Below are 18,965 nucleotides of genomic sequence, written 5' to 3' on the forward strand. Positions count from 1 at the left end.
GGGCATGCTCGGCAGCCACGGCCTGGGCCAGTTGATCATTTGTTGGTCATCGCTTGTCGTGTTCGAGTTCCGACAGGCTCGCGTGCTGACGATGGCGTGGGGCGGTCAGGCGTGCATTGTCCGTATGGCGAGCAGTGTCAGCCAGGTCCAGCCGATGGTGATGGAGACGCGCTGGATCAGTCCGCCGACGCCGGCCAGGCGTTGATTATGGCTGAACGCGGCATTGGCCAGAATCATGGTTGCCGCGAAGAGCACGGCGCTGGAGATCGAGTAGATGGCCCACCCCAGTGAGCCTTGTGAGGCGAGTACGAGGCAGGCCGCGGCGAGAGCGAGGAAGGCGATGAGGGAGAGCAGGTCGTGCAGGGCTCCGGCGCGGGTAGGGCGCTGGAGTTGATCAGGAGTGCCGGGAGGGTAGCCGCGCACGGGGTCGGTCCGGAAGGTGCCCGCGCCCAGCAGACCGATCCCCCATGCGCCGATCAGTAGCGCGCCCCAGCGGGAAGGCCCGACCTGCCACAGGCCCGCGGCGAAGGCCAGTGACAGCAAGCCGGCGCAGAGGAAGCTCACCGTCTGCGTCCACCCCGCGTGGCCGAGGGTGAGCGAACTGACGGGATGTCGCAGTGGCTTGTAGTCCGCCCGTGTGGCGCCTGCCAGCAGATATGTGGCGGTGAAGAGAGGGCCAGCAGTCACCCCGCAGGCCAGCAGTAATTGACTCCCCATGCCGTCAACCTATGTTGACGGTGCGAAATTGTCAACTTGCATTGACGGCGGGGTGGCCGGATGCCTGCCGGGCAGGCATCCGCGCAGGCCCCGCCTCAGCTGCCCACATACTCCGCCAGATGCTCCCCCGTAAGGGTCGAGCGGGCGGCGACCAGGTCGGCCGGTGTGCCCTCGAAGACGACCCGCCCGCCGTCGTGGCCGGCGCCCGGGCCGAGGTCGATGATCCAGTCGGCGTGGGCCATGACCGCCTGGTGGTGTTCGATGACGATGACCGATTTGCCGGAGTCGACGAGGCGGTCGAGCAGGCCGAGGAGTTGCTCGACGTCGGCGAGGTGGAGGCCGGTGGTGGGCTCGTCGAGGATGTAGGTGCCGCCCTTCTCGGACATGTGGGTGGCCAGCTTGAGGCGCTGGCGTTCGCCGCCGGACAGGGTGGTGAGGGGCTGGCCGAGGGTGATGTAGCCGAGCCCGACGTCGGCGAGGCGGTCGAGGATCTTGTGCGCGGCGGGCGTACGGGCCTCTCCGGCGCCGAAGAACTCCTCGGCCTCGGTCACCGACATCGCGAGCACCTCGCTGATGTCGCGCCCGCCGAGGCGGTACTCGAGGACCGAGGCCTGGAACCGCTTCCCCTCGCACTCCTCGCAGGGGGTGGCGACGGTGGCCATCACGCCCAGCTCGGTGTAGATGACGCCGGCGCCGTTGCAAGTGGGGCAGGCGCCCTCGGAGTTGGAGCTGAACAGGGCCGGTTTGACGCCGTTGGCCTTGGCGAAGGCCTTGCGGATCGGGTCGAGCAGTCCGGTGTACGTCGCCGGGTTGCTGCGTCGCGAGCCCTTGATCGCGCCCTGGTCGATCGACACCACGCCCGCGCCGGCCGGGATCGACCCGTGTACGAGCGAGCTCTTGCCGGAGCCGGCGACGCCGGTCACGACGGTCAGTACGCCGAGCGGGATGTCGACGTCGACGTTCTGCAGGTTGTTCGCCGTCGCGCCGCGGATCTCCAGCGCGCCTGTGGGCTTGCGCACCGTCTCCTTGAGCGTGGCCCGGTCGTCGAGATGGCGGCCGGTGATGGTGTCCCCGGCCCGCAGCCCCTCGACGGTGCCCTCGAAGCAGACGGTGCCGCCTCCCGTACCGGCACCGGGGCCGAGGTCGACGACATGGTCGGCGATCGCGATCGTCTCCGGCTTGTGCTCCACGACGAGCACCGTGTTGCCCTTGTCGCGCAGCCGCAGCAGCAGGTTGTTCATGCGCTGGATGTCGTGCGGGTGCAGGCCGATGGTGGGTTCGTCGAAGACGTACGTGACATCCGTGAGCGAGGAGCCGAGGTGGCGGATCATCTTCGTACGCTGTGCCTCGCCGCCCGACAGCGTGCCCGAGGGCCGGTCGAGCGAGAGGTAGCCGAGGCCGATCTCCACGAACGAGTCGAGGGTGTGCCGTAGCGTGCCGAGCAGCGGTGCCACCGACGGTTCGTCGAGGCCGCCCACCCACTTGGCCAGGTCGCTGATCTGCATCGCGCAGGCGTCGGCGATGCTGATCCCCTTGATCTTCGAGGACCGGGCCGCCTCGCTGAGCCGGGTGCCGTCGCACTCGGGGCAGGCGGTGAAGGTGACCGCCCGGTCCACGAAGGCCCGGATGTGCGGCTGCATCGCCTCGCGGTCCTTGGACAGCATCGACTTCTGCAGCTTGGGGATCAGGCCTTCGTACGTCAGGTTGATGCCGTCGACCTTGATCTTGGTCGGCTCCTTGTAGAGCAGGTCGTGCAGCTCGCGCTCGGTGAACTCGCGGATCGGCTTGTCCGGGTCGAAGAAGCCGCAGCCGCTGTAGATACGGCCGTACCAGCCGTCGGCGCTGTAACCGGGAACGGTGAACGGGCCTTCGTTCAGCGACTTGCTGTCGTCGTACATCGCGGTCAGGTCGAAGTCGGTGACCCGGCCCGTGCCCTCGCAGTTCGGGCACATGCCGCCGGTGATCGAGAAACTCCGTCTCTCCACGGTCTTGCCATGACTGCCCTCGATAGTGACCGCGCCCTTCCCACTGATCGAGGCGACGTTGAAGGAGAAGGCCTGGGGCGAGCCGATGTGCGGCTTCCCGAGCCGGCTGAACAGGATGCGCAGCAGCGCGTTGGCGTCGGTGGCGGTGCCGACCGTGGAGCGGGAGTTGGCGCCCATCCGCTCCTGGTCGACGATGATCGCGGTGGTGAGCCCTTCGAGTACGTCGACGTCGGGCCGGGCCAGGTTCGGCATGAAGCCCTGCAAGAAGGCGCTGTACGTCTCGTTGATCATCCGTTGCGACTCGGCGGCGATCGTGGCGAACACCAGCGAGCTCTTGCCCGAGCCGGAGACGCCGGTGAACACCGTCAGCCGGCGCTTGGGGAGCTCGACGCTGACGTCCTTGAGGTTGTTCTCGCGCGCGCCGTGCACGCGGATCAGATCGTGGCTGTCGGCGACGTGCGGTGCAGACGACTGCGTGCCCGTGCTCGCGGCCATGTTCATCGTGACTCCGTGTTCTGTTGAGGGGGCTGCTGCTGGGCGGGGCCGCCTGCGCGGTCTCCGTGGGTGTCGCCCGGCTCGATCTGATCGGCTTTCCGGCAGTACGTCTGGTTCTACTTCGTCGGCGCGGTGCACGGCAACGGATCGCCGCAAACCGGCCAGCGGCCGTCGCGGATCAGCAATGGACGGCTCATTTCAGCTTGTTGATACGGACCAGGCTGCCCGCAGGGTCACGGAAGGCGCAGTTCCATGGACGTCAGGCTAGGAGTGGCCGGGTGGCTCGCGCTTCTCCGTTCCTGACCGGTCCGGCCGCCCTGCATGGGAAACTGACTGCGTGAAACGGCAGGAGCTCGACGACCTCGTCCGGCTGCGGCGTGCCCGCGACCGCATGGACCGCGACTACGCCGAGCCGCTCGACGTCCCGGCGCTGGCGCGCGAGGCCCTGATGTCGGCGGGCCACTTCTCCCGCAGCTTCCGCGCCGCCTACGGAGAGACGCCGTACAGCTACCTGATGACCCGCCGCATCGAGCGGGCCAAGGCACTGCTGCGGCGCGGCGATCTCACGGTGACCGAGGTCTGTTTCGCGGTCGGTTGTACGTCGCTGGGGTCCTTCAGCTCGCGCTTCAGCGAGCTGGTCGGCGAGAGCCCGAGCGCCTATCGGGCCCGTAATCACGACGACGGCGCCGACATCCCGGCCTGCATCGCCAAGATCCACACGCGACCGGTCAGGAATGGAGAAGCACCTCCAGCCGCCCGGTCGTAGCGTGAACGGCATGGACATCAAACTTTCCTCGTGCTTCATCGCCGTCGACGACCACGACAAGGCGATCGCCTTCTACCGCGACGTACTCGGCCTCGAGGTACGCAATGACGTCGGCTTCGAGGGGATGCGCTGGGTGACCGTCGGCTCGCCCACCCAGCCGGACGTGAACATCGTCCTGGAACCGCCCGCCGCCGACCCGAGCACCTCACCGGCCGACAAACAAGCTCTGGCGGAACTGATGGCCAAGGGCCTGCTGCGCGGCGTCATCTTCGTGACGGACGACGTGGACGCCGCCTTCGAGCGCATCAGCGGCGCGGGCGCCGAGGTGTTGCAGGAGCCGATGGACCAGCCGTACGGCGTCCGCGACTGCGCGTTCCGCGACCCCGCCGGCAACATGCTGCGTTTCAACCAGCCCCGCAAGGAGTGATTTCGCGGGGAAGTGGGCTCTTGGCGGGCCTTGGCGGGCTTTGTGGTGGATTGTTGCTGTCCGCCGGATGGCGCGCGGCGGGCAGCAGGCGTACCACGGAAGGGCATGGGGACCCGTTCCGGGACCCCACCACTCCTAGGAGGAGCCATGCAGCAGCCCGAGACCATGAGCCCGATGAGCAAGGAGATGCAGGACTGCGTCGAGGCCTGCATGAACTGCCACAGCGTGTGCGAGGAGACCATGAGCTCCTGCATGCAGATGGGCGGCCAGGCCCAGATGCAGATCATGCGCGCGCTCATGGACTGCTCCGAGATGACTCGTATGTGCTCGGACATGATGATGCGCAGGTCGCCGATGTCGGCCGAGATGTGCGCCATGTGCGCGCGGGCGTGCGAGATGTGCGCGGAGGCGTGTATGGCGATGCCGGACGACGCGCAGATGATGCGCTGCGCCGAGGCGTGTCGCCACTGTGCGCAGACGTGCCGCGCGATGTCCGGCGCCACGGCCTGAGCGCTATGGCATGAGCCTCGGCTGACCCGGTCGCGGCACGGAAGGACGGCACGCAAAAGCCCGCTTCCCAGACATCCGTCAGGTGCCTGTGAAGCGGGCTTTGCCGGCTTTGCCTTTTACTCCGTAACCGTCACCTTCTCGTCGTTCTTCAGCTGCTCCACCAGGGTCTTCATCTTGGCTTCGTCCCACTGGAGGTTGCCGTTGGCGGCGTTGCCGGAGATGGGCATGTTCATGGACTTGCCCTCGCCGCCGGTGACGCCCTTCATGGCCCAGAACATGGAGGCCAGGTTCCACAGGGACATGTCCTTGTCGACGGTGAGGGTGTCGAGTCCGGCGCCCATGGTCGGGTAGAGCTTGAAGGGGTTCATGACCGTGGACGGCGTCGCCGTCTGGCTGGCGAGGGCCGCGAGGAACTTCTGCTGGTTCTTCGTACGGTCCAGGTCACTGCCCTTGAGGGCGTATCGCGTACGGACGAAGGCCAGGGACTCCTCGCCGCTGAGGACCTGCTTGCCCTCCTCGAAGTCGGCGCCGGACTTGGTGTCCTTCATGCCGCCCGGGGGGATCGTGATCTCCACGCCGCCGATCGCGTCGACGATCTTCGCGAAGCCGGCGAAGCCGATCTCCGCGTAGTGGTCGATGTGCAGGCCCGTGTTCGCCTCGACGGTACGCACGAGCAGTTCGGGTCCGTCCTCCGCGTACGCCGCGTTCAGCTTCACCTGGCGGCCGGTGCCTTCGTAGAGCTTGCCGGAGTCGGAGCCCTTGAACGACGGAATCTCGACGTTCGAGTCGCGCGGCAGCGAGATCATCGTGTTCCCGTTGTCGCCGACGTGCAGGATCATCATCGAGTCCGTGCGCTTGCCCTCGGCGGAGCCCGTGCGGAGCTTCTTCTTCTCCTCGGCGGACAGGCCCTCGCGGCTGTCGGAGCCGACGATCAGGTAGTTCGTGCCCTCGCCCGCCTCGGGCCGGTCGATCACCTTGGACAGGTCGACGTCGCGCTTGAGCTTCGAGTCGGCCCAGAAGTACGTACTCACGGAGACCACGATCAGCAGCGTGACCAGCGTTATCGCGGTCCACTTGATCCGGCGGCGCCAGTTCGGCGCGGGCCGGCCGTGGGACGCGGGCCCTTCAGGACCGCCGCCGCCCGACGAGCCGTACACCTGGCCCGTGTTGTAGCCGCTGTTGAAGTTGTCGTCGGCGTAGCCGTATCCGTCGTCGTAGGGGGGCTGCGGCGGAACCCCGCCCCGTGGCGGTGCCGACGGGCCCGAGCCCGGGCCGCGCCCCACCTGCCGCATCACGCGCGCGCCCTCGGGCTGGGCGTTCGCGCTGCCGCGGCCGTAACGGTCGCCGCCGTTGTCTCCGTGCCATCCCTCGGGCCAATTGTTCATGCGCACCAGTGTGCAGTGCCGAACGGTCCGGCTTACAAGAGTCGACGGAAAATCACACCACCCCCGTTGCAAAGCTGATGCAAACCGGACTTTGCAGAGACTGACATAAAGAGAAAGGGCAGGGCAGAACAGGCTCCTCGACCGGAATGCGATATTCCGGTCAAGATTCCCGTCAAGCCGCACGGTCCGCGGCCCGCCGCCTCACGGACACCCCACCTCGTCCCCCGTGACCACCCCGGCCTCCCCGTGCCGCGCATCCTCCGCCCGTACCTTCGCCACCCGCTCGAAGTCCGAGCCCGCGATCACCTTCAGCGTCGGGCCCTGGCCCTTGACCGCCCGCGACCGACTGCCCGGCAGGGCCGCCGCCAGGGACTTGGCCGAGCGGTTCCAGCCGGGGTCGTACGTGATGAGGGTGTGGTCGGCGGAGCGGTCGCGGGCGTTCGTCGGGACGCCCGTCGTGTTGAAGCCCGTCGCGGACAGCGCGTGGTCGATGTGGCGGCCGAGGCCCGGTGTGGTCGTGCCGTTCTCGACCTGGACGCGGATCTGCTGCGGGGCCACGTCGACGCGTACGGCCTTGGAGGGGGTGTGGTGCGGGGCGAGGGGTTTGTCCTCGCGCAGGGCACGGAAGATCCGCTCCGACTTCTTCGCGTCCCACTTCAGGGTCGAGCCGACGCCCTTCACGGGGAAATCCATCCGCCCGATCGGGACGGTCACGAACTCCGAGGACGACGGCGAGAAGTTCCGCATCGCCCACCCCAGATCGACCAGCTTGCCGGGCCCGAAGCCCTTGTCCGCCCGCACCGAGCCGAGCACGGTCTGCGTCACATCGCGGAACTTCATCGGGTTCAGCAGCACACCGGAGGAGGTGGCCCGCTCGACCAGCGCGGCCAGGAAACGCTGCTGGCGCTGCATCCGGCTGAGGTCCGCGGTGCCGTCGATGTGCCGGGAACGTACGTACTGGAGCGCCTGGCCGCCGTTCAGGTCGTGCTCCCCGGCGGGCAGGTTCAGGCCGGTGTGCGAGTCCTTCAGGGGGCGCACCGTGCAGATCCGTACGCCGCCGAGCTCGTCCACCGTCTTCATGAAGCTGGTGAAGTCGACCTCCAGGTAGTGGTCGATCTTCACGCGGGTCATGTTCTCGACGGTACGCACGGTCAGTTGCGGCCCGCCCTCCACGTACGCGGCGTTGAGCTTGAGCGCGTGCGGGCGGTGCCGTTCGCCGGTGCGGCGGTCGGTGTGCGCGGGCGTCTCGGCGTACGAGTCGCGGGGCAGGCTGACGATGCTGGCCCGCTTCCGGTCCTGCGAGATGTGCACGATCATCACGGTGTCCGTGCAGCGGCAGGGCAGGCCGCCCAGGCGGTACTTCCTGCGCTCCGCCCTGCTGATCCGCTCGCGGCCGTCGGTGCCTACCAGCAGGACGTTCATGCCGTCGCCCTGCGCGGGCCGGTTCTTCATGTCCTTGAAGGGGTTGACGCGGTCGATGTCGGCGTCGACGCCGGTGACCACCGCGTGCCCGACGCCGGCCGCCGCGAGCACCACCACGGAGAGCGAGGTCACCACCCGCGTGGCGCACCGTGACCGCTTGCGCTGTACGGGCGGCCGCGCCGGGCGCTGCCGCGGAGGGCGAGCGGGTCTGCGGGGCGGCGTGGGCAAGGGGGACACCTCCGCGTCGGCCGGGTGTGGGGGTCCGTTGAGAACCGTAGGCCCATATGATCTGTGGCCCGCAGCGGCAAGCCGGACGGCGCGCTTCCGTGTCCCCCGTTCGCGGTAACGTACGGCCTGATACTGCATTTCCCGGGGGGCACTGCGCCTGACAGCCGCTGCGCGGCGGGCCGGACCCCCAGCCGAAAAGACGAGAAGGAAGCCCAGCACGTGAATTCCGACGGGCGACTCCCCGCCGTGTCCGTGATCATGCCCGTCCTCAACGAGGAGCGGCATCTGCGCGGAGCCGTCCAAGCGATCCTCGCCCAGGAGTACGACGGCGAGATGGAGGTCGTGATCGCCATCGGTCCCTCTACGGACCGTACGGACGAGATCGCGGCCGAGCTCGTACGAGAAGACCCCCGCGTGCACACCGTCCCGAACCCGACGGGCCGTACGCCGGCCGCGCTGAACGCCGCGATCAAGGCTTCCCGGCACCCCGTCGTCGTCCGTGTCGACGGGCACGGCATGCTCTCGCCGAACTACATCGCGACCGCCGTACGCCTCCTGGAGGAGACCGGCGCGCAGAACGTCGGCGGCATCATGCACGCCGAGGGCGAGAACGACTGGGAGCACGCGGTGGCGGCGGCCATGACGTCGAAGATCGGCGTGGGCAATGCCGTCTTCCACACCGGTGGCGAGGCCGGGCCCGCCGAGACCGTGTATCTGGGCGTCTTCCGACGCGAGGCTCTGGAGCAACAGGGCGGCTACAACGAGGAGTTCATCCGCGCTCAGGACTGGGAGCTCAACTTCCGGATCAGGGAGGCGGGCGGGCTGATCTGGTTCTCGCCGGAGCTGAAGGTCTCGTACCGGCCCAGGCCTTCGGTGCGCGCCCTCGCCAAGCAGTACAAGGACTACGGCCGTTGGCGCCACGTCGTCGCCCGCTACCACGAGGGCTCCATCAACCTGCGCTACCTCGCCCCGCCGGTGGCGGTGTGCGCGATAGCGGCGGGCCTCGTGGCGGGCGCCGCGCTGACCCCGTGGGGTTTCGTCATTCCGGGCGGCTATCTCGCGGCCATCGCCGCCGGTTCCGTACCGGCGGGCAAGGGCCTCCCGCTCAAGGCACGCCTGCAGATCCCCGTAGCCCTCGCCACGATGCACATGTCGTGGGGGTGGGGCTTCCTGACCAGCCCACGCTCACTGGCCAGGAAGGTCATCGCGTCACGGCGGCCCGCGGTGCTCACGGAGAGCTGAGCACCGCGGCGATGCCGGGGAACTACCAGCGGTAGGGCTCGTACACGGGCATGCACTTGTCGCTGTCCGAGCCGTTCAGGGCGTCGGCGCTCTCCGGGACATCCCCGGCCTCGGGCTCGGCCTGCTTCGGATAGCTCGTGCCCTCGCGCCAGTCGGCGCCCACGACGAGGGTGACGCCGGAGACGTCGGTCGACCTCTTCACCGAACTCAGCGGAATCCCCAGCGACTTGGCGACACGCTGGGCATCGCCCTCCAGCTCGGCACTCGGATAGCGGACCACCGTCTTGTCCTCGGCGAGAGCCACCGTCCCGTCGGCCGTCGCCCTGCTGAAGCCTTTCTGCACGAGTGACTGGCTCACCGCGTTCGCACGCCCGCCGACCGGAGCGAGGGTGGAGGAGCGTGTGCCGTTCTGCACCACGATGCCGATTTCGCCGTCCTCGGCGGCCGGGTCGCCGGAGGCCTGCTCCTTGGCAGGCTTCTTCTTTGCGTCCGACTTCTTTCCCTTGTTGTCGAAGGCCACGTCGTCGCGGACCATCGTCCACACCTTCTCGGCGTCCGCGCCGTTCGGCACCAGGTGGTTGCGGTTCTGCGGGTCCTCGACGGTCGGCATGGTCGTCATGGTGATGCGGTCGGTCGGCACTGTCTTGAGCTGCATGCCGAGGCCGTACAGGTCATCGACCGAGCCGATCTCCTCGGAGACCGTCAGGGAGTCCGTGGCCGCCTCGGCCAGGTTCATCAGCCGGCCGGTGTCGGTGAAGACGTTCTGCTTCTTCAGCGTGCGGATCATCGAGTTCATGTACATGTGCTGGGCTTCGGCGCGCCCGAGGTCGCTCTTGAAGGCGTGCCTGGTACGCAGCCACTGCAAGGCCTGCTTGCCCTGGACCTTCTGCTTGCCGGCCTTCAGCTTGAGACCGGAGCCGCCCGGGACGTTGGGCAGCGGGCGGTCATGCACGTTGTGCTCCACACAGACCTCGACACCGCCGATGGCGTCCGCCATCTTCACCACGCCCGCGAAGTCGATCGTCATCCAGTGGTCGATATAGGCACCGGTGAGGTTCTCCCAGGTGGCCAGCGTGCAGCCGGCTCCGCCGCGGGCCAGCGAGGCGTTGATGATGTCGTTGGTCGCCGGGTAGGTCTTGCCGGTCTCGGGGTCCTCGCACTCGGGGATGTCGACCCGGGTGTCGCGCGGAATGCTCACCACTGAGGCGTGCTTCCGGCCCGCGGACAGGTGGATGAGCATTTGGACATCCCCCCGCGGCTTGGTGCCCACGCTCTCCTTGCTCCCGCCCAGTTCCAGGTTCTCCGTCGAGTTACGGCTGTCGGAACCGATCAGCAGGATGTTCAGCGGCGTCTGGCCGGCCGCGTTCGGCTCCGTCTTCTTGGCGTCGGAGTCTCCGCTGCTGCGCTCGCCCTTGTCGAGGTTGTTGTTCAGATGCCAGTAGTAGACGTATCCGGCGCCGGCCGTGCCAAGTATCAGTACCGACAGGGTTGTCGCGGACCAGCGGAGTATGCCGCGTTTGCCCCGCGGCCGTCTTCTGCTGCCGCGCCGTCTGCCTCCCGCACCGCCGCCGTCACCGCTGTCGGCGGGCCCGGCGTCCTCGTGCGGACCGTCATCCCGGCCCAGGTCCCGAGCCTGTCCGACGCGTGATCGCGTCGGTCTCCCACGGACACCACTCTGTGTCATGCCCTTGCCCTCCCCACCCCTGCGCCACGGAACAGGCCTGCCATACGCCTTGGTAGACGTATGGCAGGCCGTTCAGGTCACTTGGCGCACTCGACTTTGTCCGCCGTGGACTTCTCCACATCCGGCGTCGTCGACGGAGCGGTGAGGGATTCCCCAGCCCCCTTGAAGTCCTCTCCCAGGGTCAGCGTGATCGCCGGTAGCCCCTGGGAGTTGGTCACGCTTTCACCCGGCTTCATGGCCGATCCGGACAGGCCCATGATGTCGGCGAGCCTACGTGCCTGGTCTGCCTGATCGGGAGCGTACTCGAGGGTTGTCTTCTTCAGGGTCGTCTCGGCGTTACCCGCGTTCTCGGACTTGGTCACGCCCTCGTCGTTCTGCAGGTAGGTGAGGGTTTCCTGTGCGGAGCCCGGGGCGGCGCCGCCGTTGAGGACCCGTACGCGTACGTCCGCGGGGTCGGCCTTGGTGCCCTTGAGGCGGGCGGCGACCTCCGCCTTCTCCTTCTGCTGCTGCTTCTTCACCGCAGTGAACGAGACGTCGTCCTTGATCATCGAGAAGATGTCAGGGGCCCTCGTCTCGTCGACGACGACCGTGGCCTTGACCTGCTCGGTGGGGTTGTCGACCACCGGCACCGTCATGAAGGAGACGTTCTTCGGCGGCACCTTCTTCAGCTCCAGGGCCACGTCCTTGAGCGTGCTGACCTTGCCGATGCCGGTGTCGACGGTCAGCGCCTTGGTGGCGGCCTCGGCCAGCTTCACCAGCTTGGTGGGGCTGGTGAGGGTGTCGCTGGAGGACATCTTTCGCATCAGCGAACCCAGGAACTGCTGCTGCACCTTGATGCGGTCGAGGTCGCCGCTGTTGCCGAAGCTCTTCCGGGTGCGGACGAAGGCGAGGGCCTGCTCGCCCTCGACCGTCGACGTGCCCGCGGGCAGTTTGAGCTTCGACTCCTCGTCGTCGACGGGTTCGGTGAGACAGACCTCGACTCCGCCCACCGCCGACGTCAGCGTCTTCACCGCGTTGAAGTCGGCCATCATGAAGTGGTCCACCGAGATGCCGGTGGCCTCCTTGACCGTACGCATCGTGCAGCCCGGATCCCGGCCGCTCTGCCCGAGGCTCGTGTTGAAGCGGACGCTCTGCGAGCCGGTGATGACCTTGGTGGTGCCGTCCTCCTGCTCGGTGGGGCAGTCCGGAACGTCCACGATCAGGTCGCGCGGAATGCTCATCGCGGTCGCGTTCGTACGGTCCTTGGAGACGTGCAGCAGGATGTTGGTGTCGGCGTGCCCGATGTTGTTGGTGTCGCCGTACCCCTGGTTGCCCTTGCCGGTGCGCTTGTCGGTACCGATGATCAGGATGTTGAAGGCCTTGTCCTTGCTGAAGTTCCCCGCGCCCGCGCTCCCGACGTCCGTCGTGTTGACGTTGCCCTCGAGGTGCTTGACGTAGATGTAGCCCGCGGTCGAGACGGCGACCAGCGCGAAGGCCACGGTGCCGGCGGTCCACAGCGCTATCTTCTTGCCCCTGGGTTTCTGCTGCCTGACCTTGCGACGGCTCGGCGGCGGCCCCTGTGGCGGGCGCCGCCTGCGCGGGCCGGGTACGTCGGGCGACGGCGCCGCCTGGGGCGTTCCCCGGTATTCCCGCCCCGGCGCCGTACGGCCGCGCGGGGGTGCGGCGGTACCTGCGGTCGCGGTTCTGGAAGAGCGGGGGCCGGGGACCGACGGCTGCGCTGCGGAATGACCCAGTCGCAATTCGTAGTCACCGGTGTTCGGATTGAGTACCCACTGGTCTGCGGGGTCGATATTGTCCGCCCGCCCTCGGCCTTGCGCGTCCACGGTTGTGTCAGTCCTCCGTCGGGGCCACGCGGCGCCTTCTCCCCTCAAAAGGCGCCTGGTCTCGTTCAAGCAGTGCATGACCTCATCGGGTGCACCGGACCGCTCACACTATCCGGCCGGATCACCGTCAAGGGGAGCCGGTGACAAATTGCACGTCTTACAACTGGGCAATCCGCCCCATACTTTTGGACGAATGTTCCCCGGCTTGACGTGCCCTTTACCCGCAGACACGTTCGGGGCTTAACCGCACGGGTCATCAGCCGCCGTGTTCCCGCGGAAAGTCGGCGCCGGGCTGGGCGTGGATGAGGGCCCGTCATTCCGCTTTCCGCCCGATTTGCCGCTCTGGCTGCCGGAGTTGTCCGCGACCTCCACCGGGGCGTCCCTGCGCAGCCGCCCGAAGAGTTTCTCCGCCTCGGGCTCCACCAATTGGTCGCGATTGGGGTTGTAGGGGTACGACTCCCTCGGCACCGTCAGAAACTGCACACGTTCGGTGGGGATATCGCGCAGACCGCGCACCAGGTCGTACAGGCCCCGCAGGTTCGCCAGAGCCGGGTCCGTGGTGAGCGCCGAGGTCGCCGCGTCGAGCACCGGATAGAGCTTCACGGGATTCAGCAGTACGTCATTGCCGCGCACCTTGCTGACGAGCGCGCCCAGGAACCGCTGCTGGCGTTCCATCCGCTCGGTGTCGCTGCCGTCGCCGAGGCTCTTGCGGGCGCGTACGTAACCGAGGGCCTGCTCGCCGTCGAGCTTCACCCTGCCCTCGGGGAGCCGCAGTTTCGCCGCGCGGTCGTCCATCGGCTCCTTGAGGCACACCTCGACGCCGTCGACCGCGTCGACCATGTCCTTGAAGCCGTTGAAGTCCACGACCATGTGGTGGTCGACCCGGATGTCCGTCAGCTTCTCGACCGTACGGATCGTGCAGGCCGAACCCCCGGTCTGGAAGGCGTAGTTGAACATCGCGAACACCGGCTCGCTGCGGCTGCCGTCCCGGCGCCGGCAGCCGGGCACGTCCACCATCAGGTCGCGCGGTACCGAAACGGCGGTCGCGCTGCGCCGGTTCGCCGCGAGGTGCAGCAGGATCACGGTGTCGGAGCGCTCGGTGCCGGAGTCCCGCCCGTACTTCCCGTTCTCCTCACCCGAGCGCGAGTCGGACCCGATCAGCAGGATGTTCCGCGCGCCCTTCACCAACGCGGTCGGCCGCTCCTTCTCGTACCGGGCGAGCTCGGCCGCGGCGGCCTCGTCCGCCGTGATGTTCCCGTCCAGCTTCTCGTACACCACCCACCCGCCCGCCGCCGCCGCGAGCAGCCCGAGCCCGACCCCCACCGCCAGATACCTGAGCCACCGCCGTCGCACACCTCCGGCCCCGGTGGGCGAAGCGCCCCGACCGGGTCCAACGCCTCCGGTGCCGCTCACTTCGGATCCACCCCTCACGGCGTACGAGCGTGTCGTGCTCTTACGACCATGGACCGGGTGGGGGCGGGGGGCGCGTGGGGAGGGGGAGGGCTGGGCCGGATGGGGGACCGCCCGTAACCCCGAACCTTCCGCGGCTAGCGTTTCGTAGCAGTCACTCGCTCACTCTCGATTCGCTTGGCCACCGCATCCTCTCCAAGCTGATCCAGATGCCGGCACAGCACCACGGAGGCCCCCGTGGCGAGCGGCGCGTACAACCCGGCGCTCAGCCCCTCCCACGTGTCGTACGAGAGCCCCGACAACAGCCGCGACCCGGGCCCCGTAAGCCCGAAACCGGAGGCATCCGCCCGCGCCCGCTCCACAACCTCCGCCCCCGTGAACTCCGCCCCGGCCACGATCAGCGCCGGTGCCTCCGGATCCACAGGAGCGTACGGCTGGAAACGATCACCCTGGCTCGGCACCTCGACCGCGTAGTCGACGTACCCCTCAGGCGGAGCCGAAAAGCGGCGCCCCAGCGGCGCGAGCGACAGTGCGACCCGGTCGCCCGCGCAGGCGAGCCCCGCCTCGAACCGGCCCGGCCCGGCGACGACATGGTCGGCGGCAGCCGGATCGCCCTCGACGTCCGCGATCACGCCCACCGAGGAGCAGGCGAGCAGCCACACCGCGGTCTGCCAGTGCGCGGGCAGTAGCAGCGCGACCCGTTCGCCGGGCTCGGCGGACAGCTCGTCCTGGAGGAGGTTGGCGGTCTTGGCCACCCAATTGGCGAAGGTGGCCACGGACAGTTCGACCCGTTCGCCGGTGGCGTCGTCGTAGAAGGTCACGAGGGGGCGTGCCGGGTCCGCGGCGAGCGCGGATCGCAGCAGGTCGGCAGGGGTGCGGTCGGTGGCGGTCACGAGAGGAAAGCGTACGCGGGCCCTCGGCCGGGCGGGGGAGGCCGGGCCACCGGTTCGGACGAGTGCCAGCAGACGGTCCGTCAAGTCCCGGATGGACAGATAAGTATCGTTATGTCCACGATCAGGGGCATGCGTGGATACCTTGCTTCCTCGATCGCCGTGGCGTGTGCGGCCGCCCTGGCCCTCCCGCTGACGTCCCCCTCCGACGCTCTGGCCGGCACCTCGAGACCCGCGACCGCCGAGAGACGGGCGGCCCCGGAAGCGCCGGCCGTCCCAGAAACGCAGGCCGTCCCCGGCAGTACCCAGTCGCTCGCGCTCGTCCCGCTCACCCGCGACCGCGCCCTCGGCGCCGCCTCCGTGCAGGGGCTGCACCGGCGCGACGTAACCCGCTTCTCGCTGGTCGGCGTCGTCTGGGACGACCCGGACACGGAACTGCGTGGCCGGGTCCAGGTCCGTACACGCTCCGCCGACACCGCCAAGTGGTCCGCCTGGCAGGACATCGAGACGCACAGCATGGAGCACGCCGCCGACCCGGACACCGACGAGGGCACCTCCGAGCGGGTACGCGGCTCCACGGCACCGCTGTGGGTGGGGGAGTCGGACGGCGTGGAGGTGCGCGTACAGGCCAAGACACATGCCGAGGACGGACAGGCCGTCACGAGCCAACCGCTGCCCGGCGGACTGCGCCTCGAACTCGTCGACCCCGGCACCGAGCCCCCGCCCGCGGGTCCTGAACTGAAAGCCCCGAACGCCGGCTCGCTCACCGCCGAGTCCGCCGCAGCGTCCGCCGCCAACGCCGGCCTCGCACCGCTCGGCGCCACCGTCATCCCGGAACTGACCCGCAAGCAGACGCAGAAGGACTTCCTCGCGACCCGAGGGAGCGAGGGGGCGGCCACGAACCCGTACATCGGCCCGCGGCCGCGCATCGTCACCCGCCGCGGCTGGGGCGCGGACGAGGGCCTGCGCGAGCGGAACTTCAGCTACACCAAGTCCGTCCGGGCCGCCTTCGTGCACCACAGCGCCTCGGGCAACAACTACTCCTGCTCGCAAGCCGGTTCAGTCATCCGCAGTATCTACCGCTACCACGTCAAGAGCAGTGGCTGGCGTGACATCGGGTACAACTTCCTCGTCGACAAGTGCGGAAACATCTACGAGGGGCGGGCCGGGGGCGTGGCCAAGCCGGTCAAGGGCGCCCACACTCTCGGTTTCAACGGCAACAGCATGGGGATCGCCGTCCTCGGCAACTTCGGCAACTCGCAGCCGCCGGACGCCGCGGTGGAGGGCGTCGCCCGGCTCACGGCGTGGAAGCTCGGCCTCCACGGGGCGGATCCGGCGGGCAAGACATATCTGAAGTCGGCCGGTGGCAACCTCTTCCGAAAAGGCAAGAACGTACAACTGAACGTGATCTCCGGGCACCGGGACGGCTTCGCCACCGAGTGCCCGGGCGCCCGGCTGTACGCCAAGCTCCACGAGGCCAGGACCAGTTCGGCCCACCACCAGGGCCGATGAGGTCGGGGCTGCGGCTCCCCACGGCCACTCAAGAGGCTCCCCACGGCCATCGAACGGTCTGCATACACTGGCCGGCCGACAGACAGTTCGGCCGGCCCCACAGGGAAGCAGAGACGACAGGTGACAGAAGCGATCCTCCTGGTCGGCGGCAAGGGCACACGGCTGCGCCCGCTCACGGTGCACACGCCGAAGCCGATGGTTCCGGCGGCCGGGGTACCGTTCCTCACGCACCAACTGGCGAGAGCCAAAGCGGCGGGGGTCGAGCACATCGTGCTCGCCACGTCCTATCTGGCCGAGGTCTTCGAACCGTACTTCGGCGACGGCTCGTCGCTGGGGCTCCACATCGAGTACGTCACCGAGGCCGAGCCCCTCGGCACGGGCGGCGCCATCCGGAACGTGGCCTCCCGCCTTCACTCCGCCCCCGACGATCCCGTCCTGATCTTCAACGGGGACATACTCACCGGCCTCGACATACCGGCCCTGGTCGCCACCCACCAGTCCTCGGGCGCGGATGTCTCCCTGCACCTGACGCGTGTCGCGGACCCCAGGGCGTACGGCCTGGTCCCGACCGACGCCTCGGGCCGCGTACAGGCCTTCCTCGAGAAGCCCCAGACCCCCGAGGAGATCGTCACCGACCAGATCAACGCGGGGGCGTACGTCTTCCGGCGCTCGGTCATCGACACGATCCCCGTCGGCCGTCCGGTCTCGGTGGAACGCGAGACCTTCCCGGACCTGCTGTCCTCCGGCGCCCACCTCCAGGGCATGGTCGACTCGACCTACTGGCTGGACCTCGGCACCCCCCAGGCCTTCGTACGAGGCTCCGCGGACCTCGTCCTCGGCCGCGCCCCCTCCCCGGCAGTCCCCGGCCCCTGCGGCGACCGCCTCGTCCTGCCGACGGCCACGGTCGCCCCGGACGCGAAGCTGACCGGCGGCACGGTGGTCGGCGAGGACGCGGTGATCGGCTCGGGTGTGCGGATCTCCGGCTCCACGGTTCTGGCGGGCGCGGTGGTGGACCCGGGAGCGGTGATCACGGACTCCCTGATCGGCGCCAGAGCCCAGGTCGGCACCCGCTCCGTCCTCACGGGAGTGGTGGTGGGCGACGGCGCAACGGTGGGCTCGGACAACGAACTGAGGGAGGGCGTACGGGTGTGGTGCGACGCGGTGTTGCCGGCGGGGGCGGTGCGATTCTCGTCGGATCAGTGACCCACCCTCCAGCCCCCCATCTACCCGCGCTTTCCAGCCCAGTCCATGCACAAGTCAGCCCGTCCGGCGCTTGAGGACGAGGCCGTTCAGGCCGATACGGGGGTCCGGGGGCTGCGCCCCCAGCGGGGTCCAGGGGCAGAGCCCCTGGCGGTGGGGTCTGGGGCGAAGCCCCAGGGACAGTCACAGCCGCCCAATATCCCCGCGGGGCATACGCGGCTGACGCCGAGGCGGAGTGCGGCCGCTCAGCAGAATGAGCCGAGCCGCACGATGCCGCTGCCCCGCATACGGCTCCAGCAACTCCAACATCACGGAGTCATCCGCATCCCGGTCACCCGCCAGCGCATACCCCACGATCCCCGGCAGATGCAGGTCCCCGACCGTCACCGAATCCGCCGCCCCGTGACTGCGCTGCACGGTCTCCGCCGAGGTCCAGGGCCCGATCCCGGAGACCAGCTCCAGCCGGGCCTGCGCGGCAACCGGCTCGAACCCCACCGCCTCCTCCAACCGCCGAGCCACCCGAACCGCCCGCAGAATCGTCGACGCCCGCTTGTTGTCGACCCCGGCCCGATGCCACTCCCACGAGGGGATCAACGCCCAGGTCCGCGGCTCCGGCATGACATACATGCGCCCGGGCGCGGGTCCGGGCGCCGGCACGCCGTACTTCCGTACGAGCAACTGCCAGGCCCGGTACGCCTCTTGCGTCGTGACCTTCTGCTCCAGAATCGACGGAATCAACGACTCCATGACCAGCCCCGTACGCGTCAGCCGCAGCCCCGGCCGCCGATGCCGCGCGAGTGCCACCAGCCGATGCCGTGGCTCGAAGGCGGAGGGATCGTCCGACTCCCCGAGCATCCGCGGGAGTTGTTCCAGCAGCCAGTCGGCCCCGGGCCCCCAGGCTTCCCCCACGGCGACCCCGCCCCGCATCGAGACCCGCAGCGTCCCGGGCCCCGCGGGCGTACGGCTGGCCCGCCACACCGCCCCGTCCGGCGTGGCCCGGAACGTCGGATCGGCGGGCCCACGCCGCAGCGGCCCGAGCACGAGCCCCAGATCGAGCGGCCCGGGCGGCGTCCAGCTACGCGTACACCCGGGCGCCGCGGCCTGCCGCGCCACGCGCCCGGCGGCGGCGACATGCCCGCCGCGTACGGTCGTACGCGTCGGTCGGGGGTCGAAACGTCCGGCCACGGGCGGGGTCCTAGAGGTGTCGGGAGCGCGGGGCGCTGAGGTGCCCTAAGAGACTAGGCGCTCCGGAACAGACACGAGGCTTCA

15 protein-coding genes are annotated in these 18,965 nt (G+C 69.0%); 6 read left to right on the forward strand and 9 right to left on the reverse strand.

From position 1 onward, the window contains the following. Nucleotides 1–105 precede the first annotated feature (105 nt). A complete protein-coding gene (locus tag OP79_RS36820; RefSeq protein WP_033326645.1) occupies nucleotides 106–717 on the reverse strand; it encodes a DUF998 domain-containing protein in 612 nt (203 codons plus the stop codon). Nucleotides 718–812: 95 nt separating this feature from the next. Continuing rightward, a complete protein-coding gene (locus OP79_RS36825) occupies nucleotides 813–3,203 on the reverse strand; it encodes an ATP-binding cassette domain-containing protein (RefSeq protein WP_033326647.1) in 2,391 nt (796 codons plus the stop codon). A gap of 385 nt (nucleotides 3,204–3,588) precedes the next feature. Between OP79_RS36825 and OP79_RS36830 the strand changes: the two genes are divergently transcribed. From OP79_RS36830 to OP79_RS36840, 3 genes are all read left to right on the forward strand, one after another. Further along, entirely contained in the window at nucleotides 3,589–3,963 is a 375-nt protein-coding gene (locus OP79_RS36830; RefSeq protein ID WP_211270931.1) for a helix-turn-helix transcriptional regulator, read from the forward strand. Between the two features lie 10 nt (nucleotides 3,964–3,973). Further along, on the forward strand, nucleotides 3,974–4,390 hold the full coding sequence (locus OP79_RS36835; RefSeq protein WP_033326715.1) for a VOC family protein: 417 nt from the start codon (nucleotides 3,974–3,976) through the stop codon (nucleotides 4,388–4,390). 147 nt (nucleotides 4,391–4,537) lie between these two features. After that, the gene (locus OP79_RS36840) at nucleotides 4,538–4,900 is read left to right on the forward strand and encodes a four-helix bundle copper-binding protein (protein WP_033326651.1); all 363 of its coding nucleotides are present in this window, start codon (nucleotides 4,538–4,540) and stop codon (nucleotides 4,898–4,900) included. Nucleotides 4,901–5,016: 116 nt separating this feature from the next. Here OP79_RS36840 and OP79_RS36845 read toward each other — a convergent pair whose 3' ends face one another. Together OP79_RS36845 and OP79_RS36850 are read right to left on the reverse strand one after the other, a co-directional pair. Then, the gene (locus OP79_RS36845) at nucleotides 5,017–6,285 is read right to left on the reverse strand and encodes an LCP family protein (protein WP_033326653.1); all 1,269 of its coding nucleotides are present in this window, start codon (nucleotides 6,283–6,285) and stop codon (nucleotides 5,017–5,019) included. Nucleotides 6,286–6,486: 201 nt separating this feature from the next. Further along, nucleotides 6,487–7,935: an LCP family protein gene (locus OP79_RS36850; protein WP_245685578.1), complete on the reverse strand. Its 1,449-nt coding sequence runs from the start codon at nucleotides 7,933–7,935 to the stop codon at nucleotides 6,487–6,489. A gap of 219 nt (nucleotides 7,936–8,154) precedes the next feature. On the opposite strand from OP79_RS36850, the gene OP79_RS36855 reads away from it, so the two are divergent. Then, entirely contained in the window at nucleotides 8,155–9,177 is a 1,023-nt protein-coding gene (locus OP79_RS36855) for a glycosyltransferase family 2 protein (protein WP_033326657.1), read from the forward strand. Between the two features lie 22 nt (nucleotides 9,178–9,199). On the opposite strand, the gene OP79_RS36860 is transcribed toward OP79_RS36855, so the two are convergent. From OP79_RS36860 to OP79_RS36875, 4 genes are all read right to left on the reverse strand, one after another. After that, complete coding sequence (locus OP79_RS36860; protein WP_033326659.1) at nucleotides 9,200–10,861, reverse strand: LCP family protein; 1,662 nt, start codon at nucleotides 10,859–10,861, stop codon at nucleotides 9,200–9,202. A gap of 77 nt (nucleotides 10,862–10,938) precedes the next feature. Continuing rightward, the gene (locus OP79_RS36865; protein ID WP_033326661.1) at nucleotides 10,939–12,684 is read right to left on the reverse strand and encodes an LCP family protein; all 1,746 of its coding nucleotides are present in this window, start codon (nucleotides 12,682–12,684) and stop codon (nucleotides 10,939–10,941) included. A gap of 240 nt (nucleotides 12,685–12,924) precedes the next feature. Beyond that, nucleotides 12,925–14,097, reverse strand: a complete 1,173-nt coding sequence (locus tag OP79_RS36870) for an LCP family protein (RefSeq protein WP_483855337.1) — start codon at nucleotides 14,095–14,097, stop codon at nucleotides 12,925–12,927. 134 nt (nucleotides 14,098–14,231) lie between these two features. Next, entirely contained in the window at nucleotides 14,232–14,987 is a 756-nt protein-coding gene (locus OP79_RS36875; RefSeq protein ID WP_033326719.1) for a TIGR03089 family protein, read from the reverse strand. A gap of 111 nt (nucleotides 14,988–15,098) precedes the next feature. Between OP79_RS36875 and OP79_RS36880 the strand changes: the two genes are divergently transcribed. Both OP79_RS36880 and manB read left to right on the forward strand, forming a co-directional pair. Continuing rightward, nucleotides 15,099–16,496: a peptidoglycan recognition protein family protein gene (locus tag OP79_RS36880; RefSeq protein ID WP_033326663.1), complete on the forward strand. Its 1,398-nt coding sequence runs from the start codon at nucleotides 15,099–15,101 to the stop codon at nucleotides 16,494–16,496. 120 nt (nucleotides 16,497–16,616) lie between these two features. Beyond that, the gene (gene manB, locus OP79_RS36885) at nucleotides 16,617–17,699 is read left to right on the forward strand and encodes a mannose-1-phosphate guanylyltransferase (RefSeq protein ID WP_033326665.1); all 1,083 of its coding nucleotides are present in this window, start codon (nucleotides 16,617–16,619) and stop codon (nucleotides 17,697–17,699) included. Between the two features lie 180 nt (nucleotides 17,700–17,879). Here the strand turns inward: manB and OP79_RS36890 are convergent, their stop codons facing one another. Next, complete coding sequence (locus OP79_RS36890) at nucleotides 17,880–18,881, reverse strand: DNA-3-methyladenine glycosylase family protein (protein ID WP_033326667.1); 1,002 nt, start codon at nucleotides 18,879–18,881, stop codon at nucleotides 17,880–17,882. Between the last annotated feature and the right edge of the window lie 84 nt (nucleotides 18,882–18,965).

This window comes from Streptomyces yerevanensis, assembly GCF_000716805.1.
GTDB lineage: Bacteria > Actinomycetota > Actinomycetes > Streptomycetales > Streptomycetaceae > Streptomyces > Streptomyces flaveus.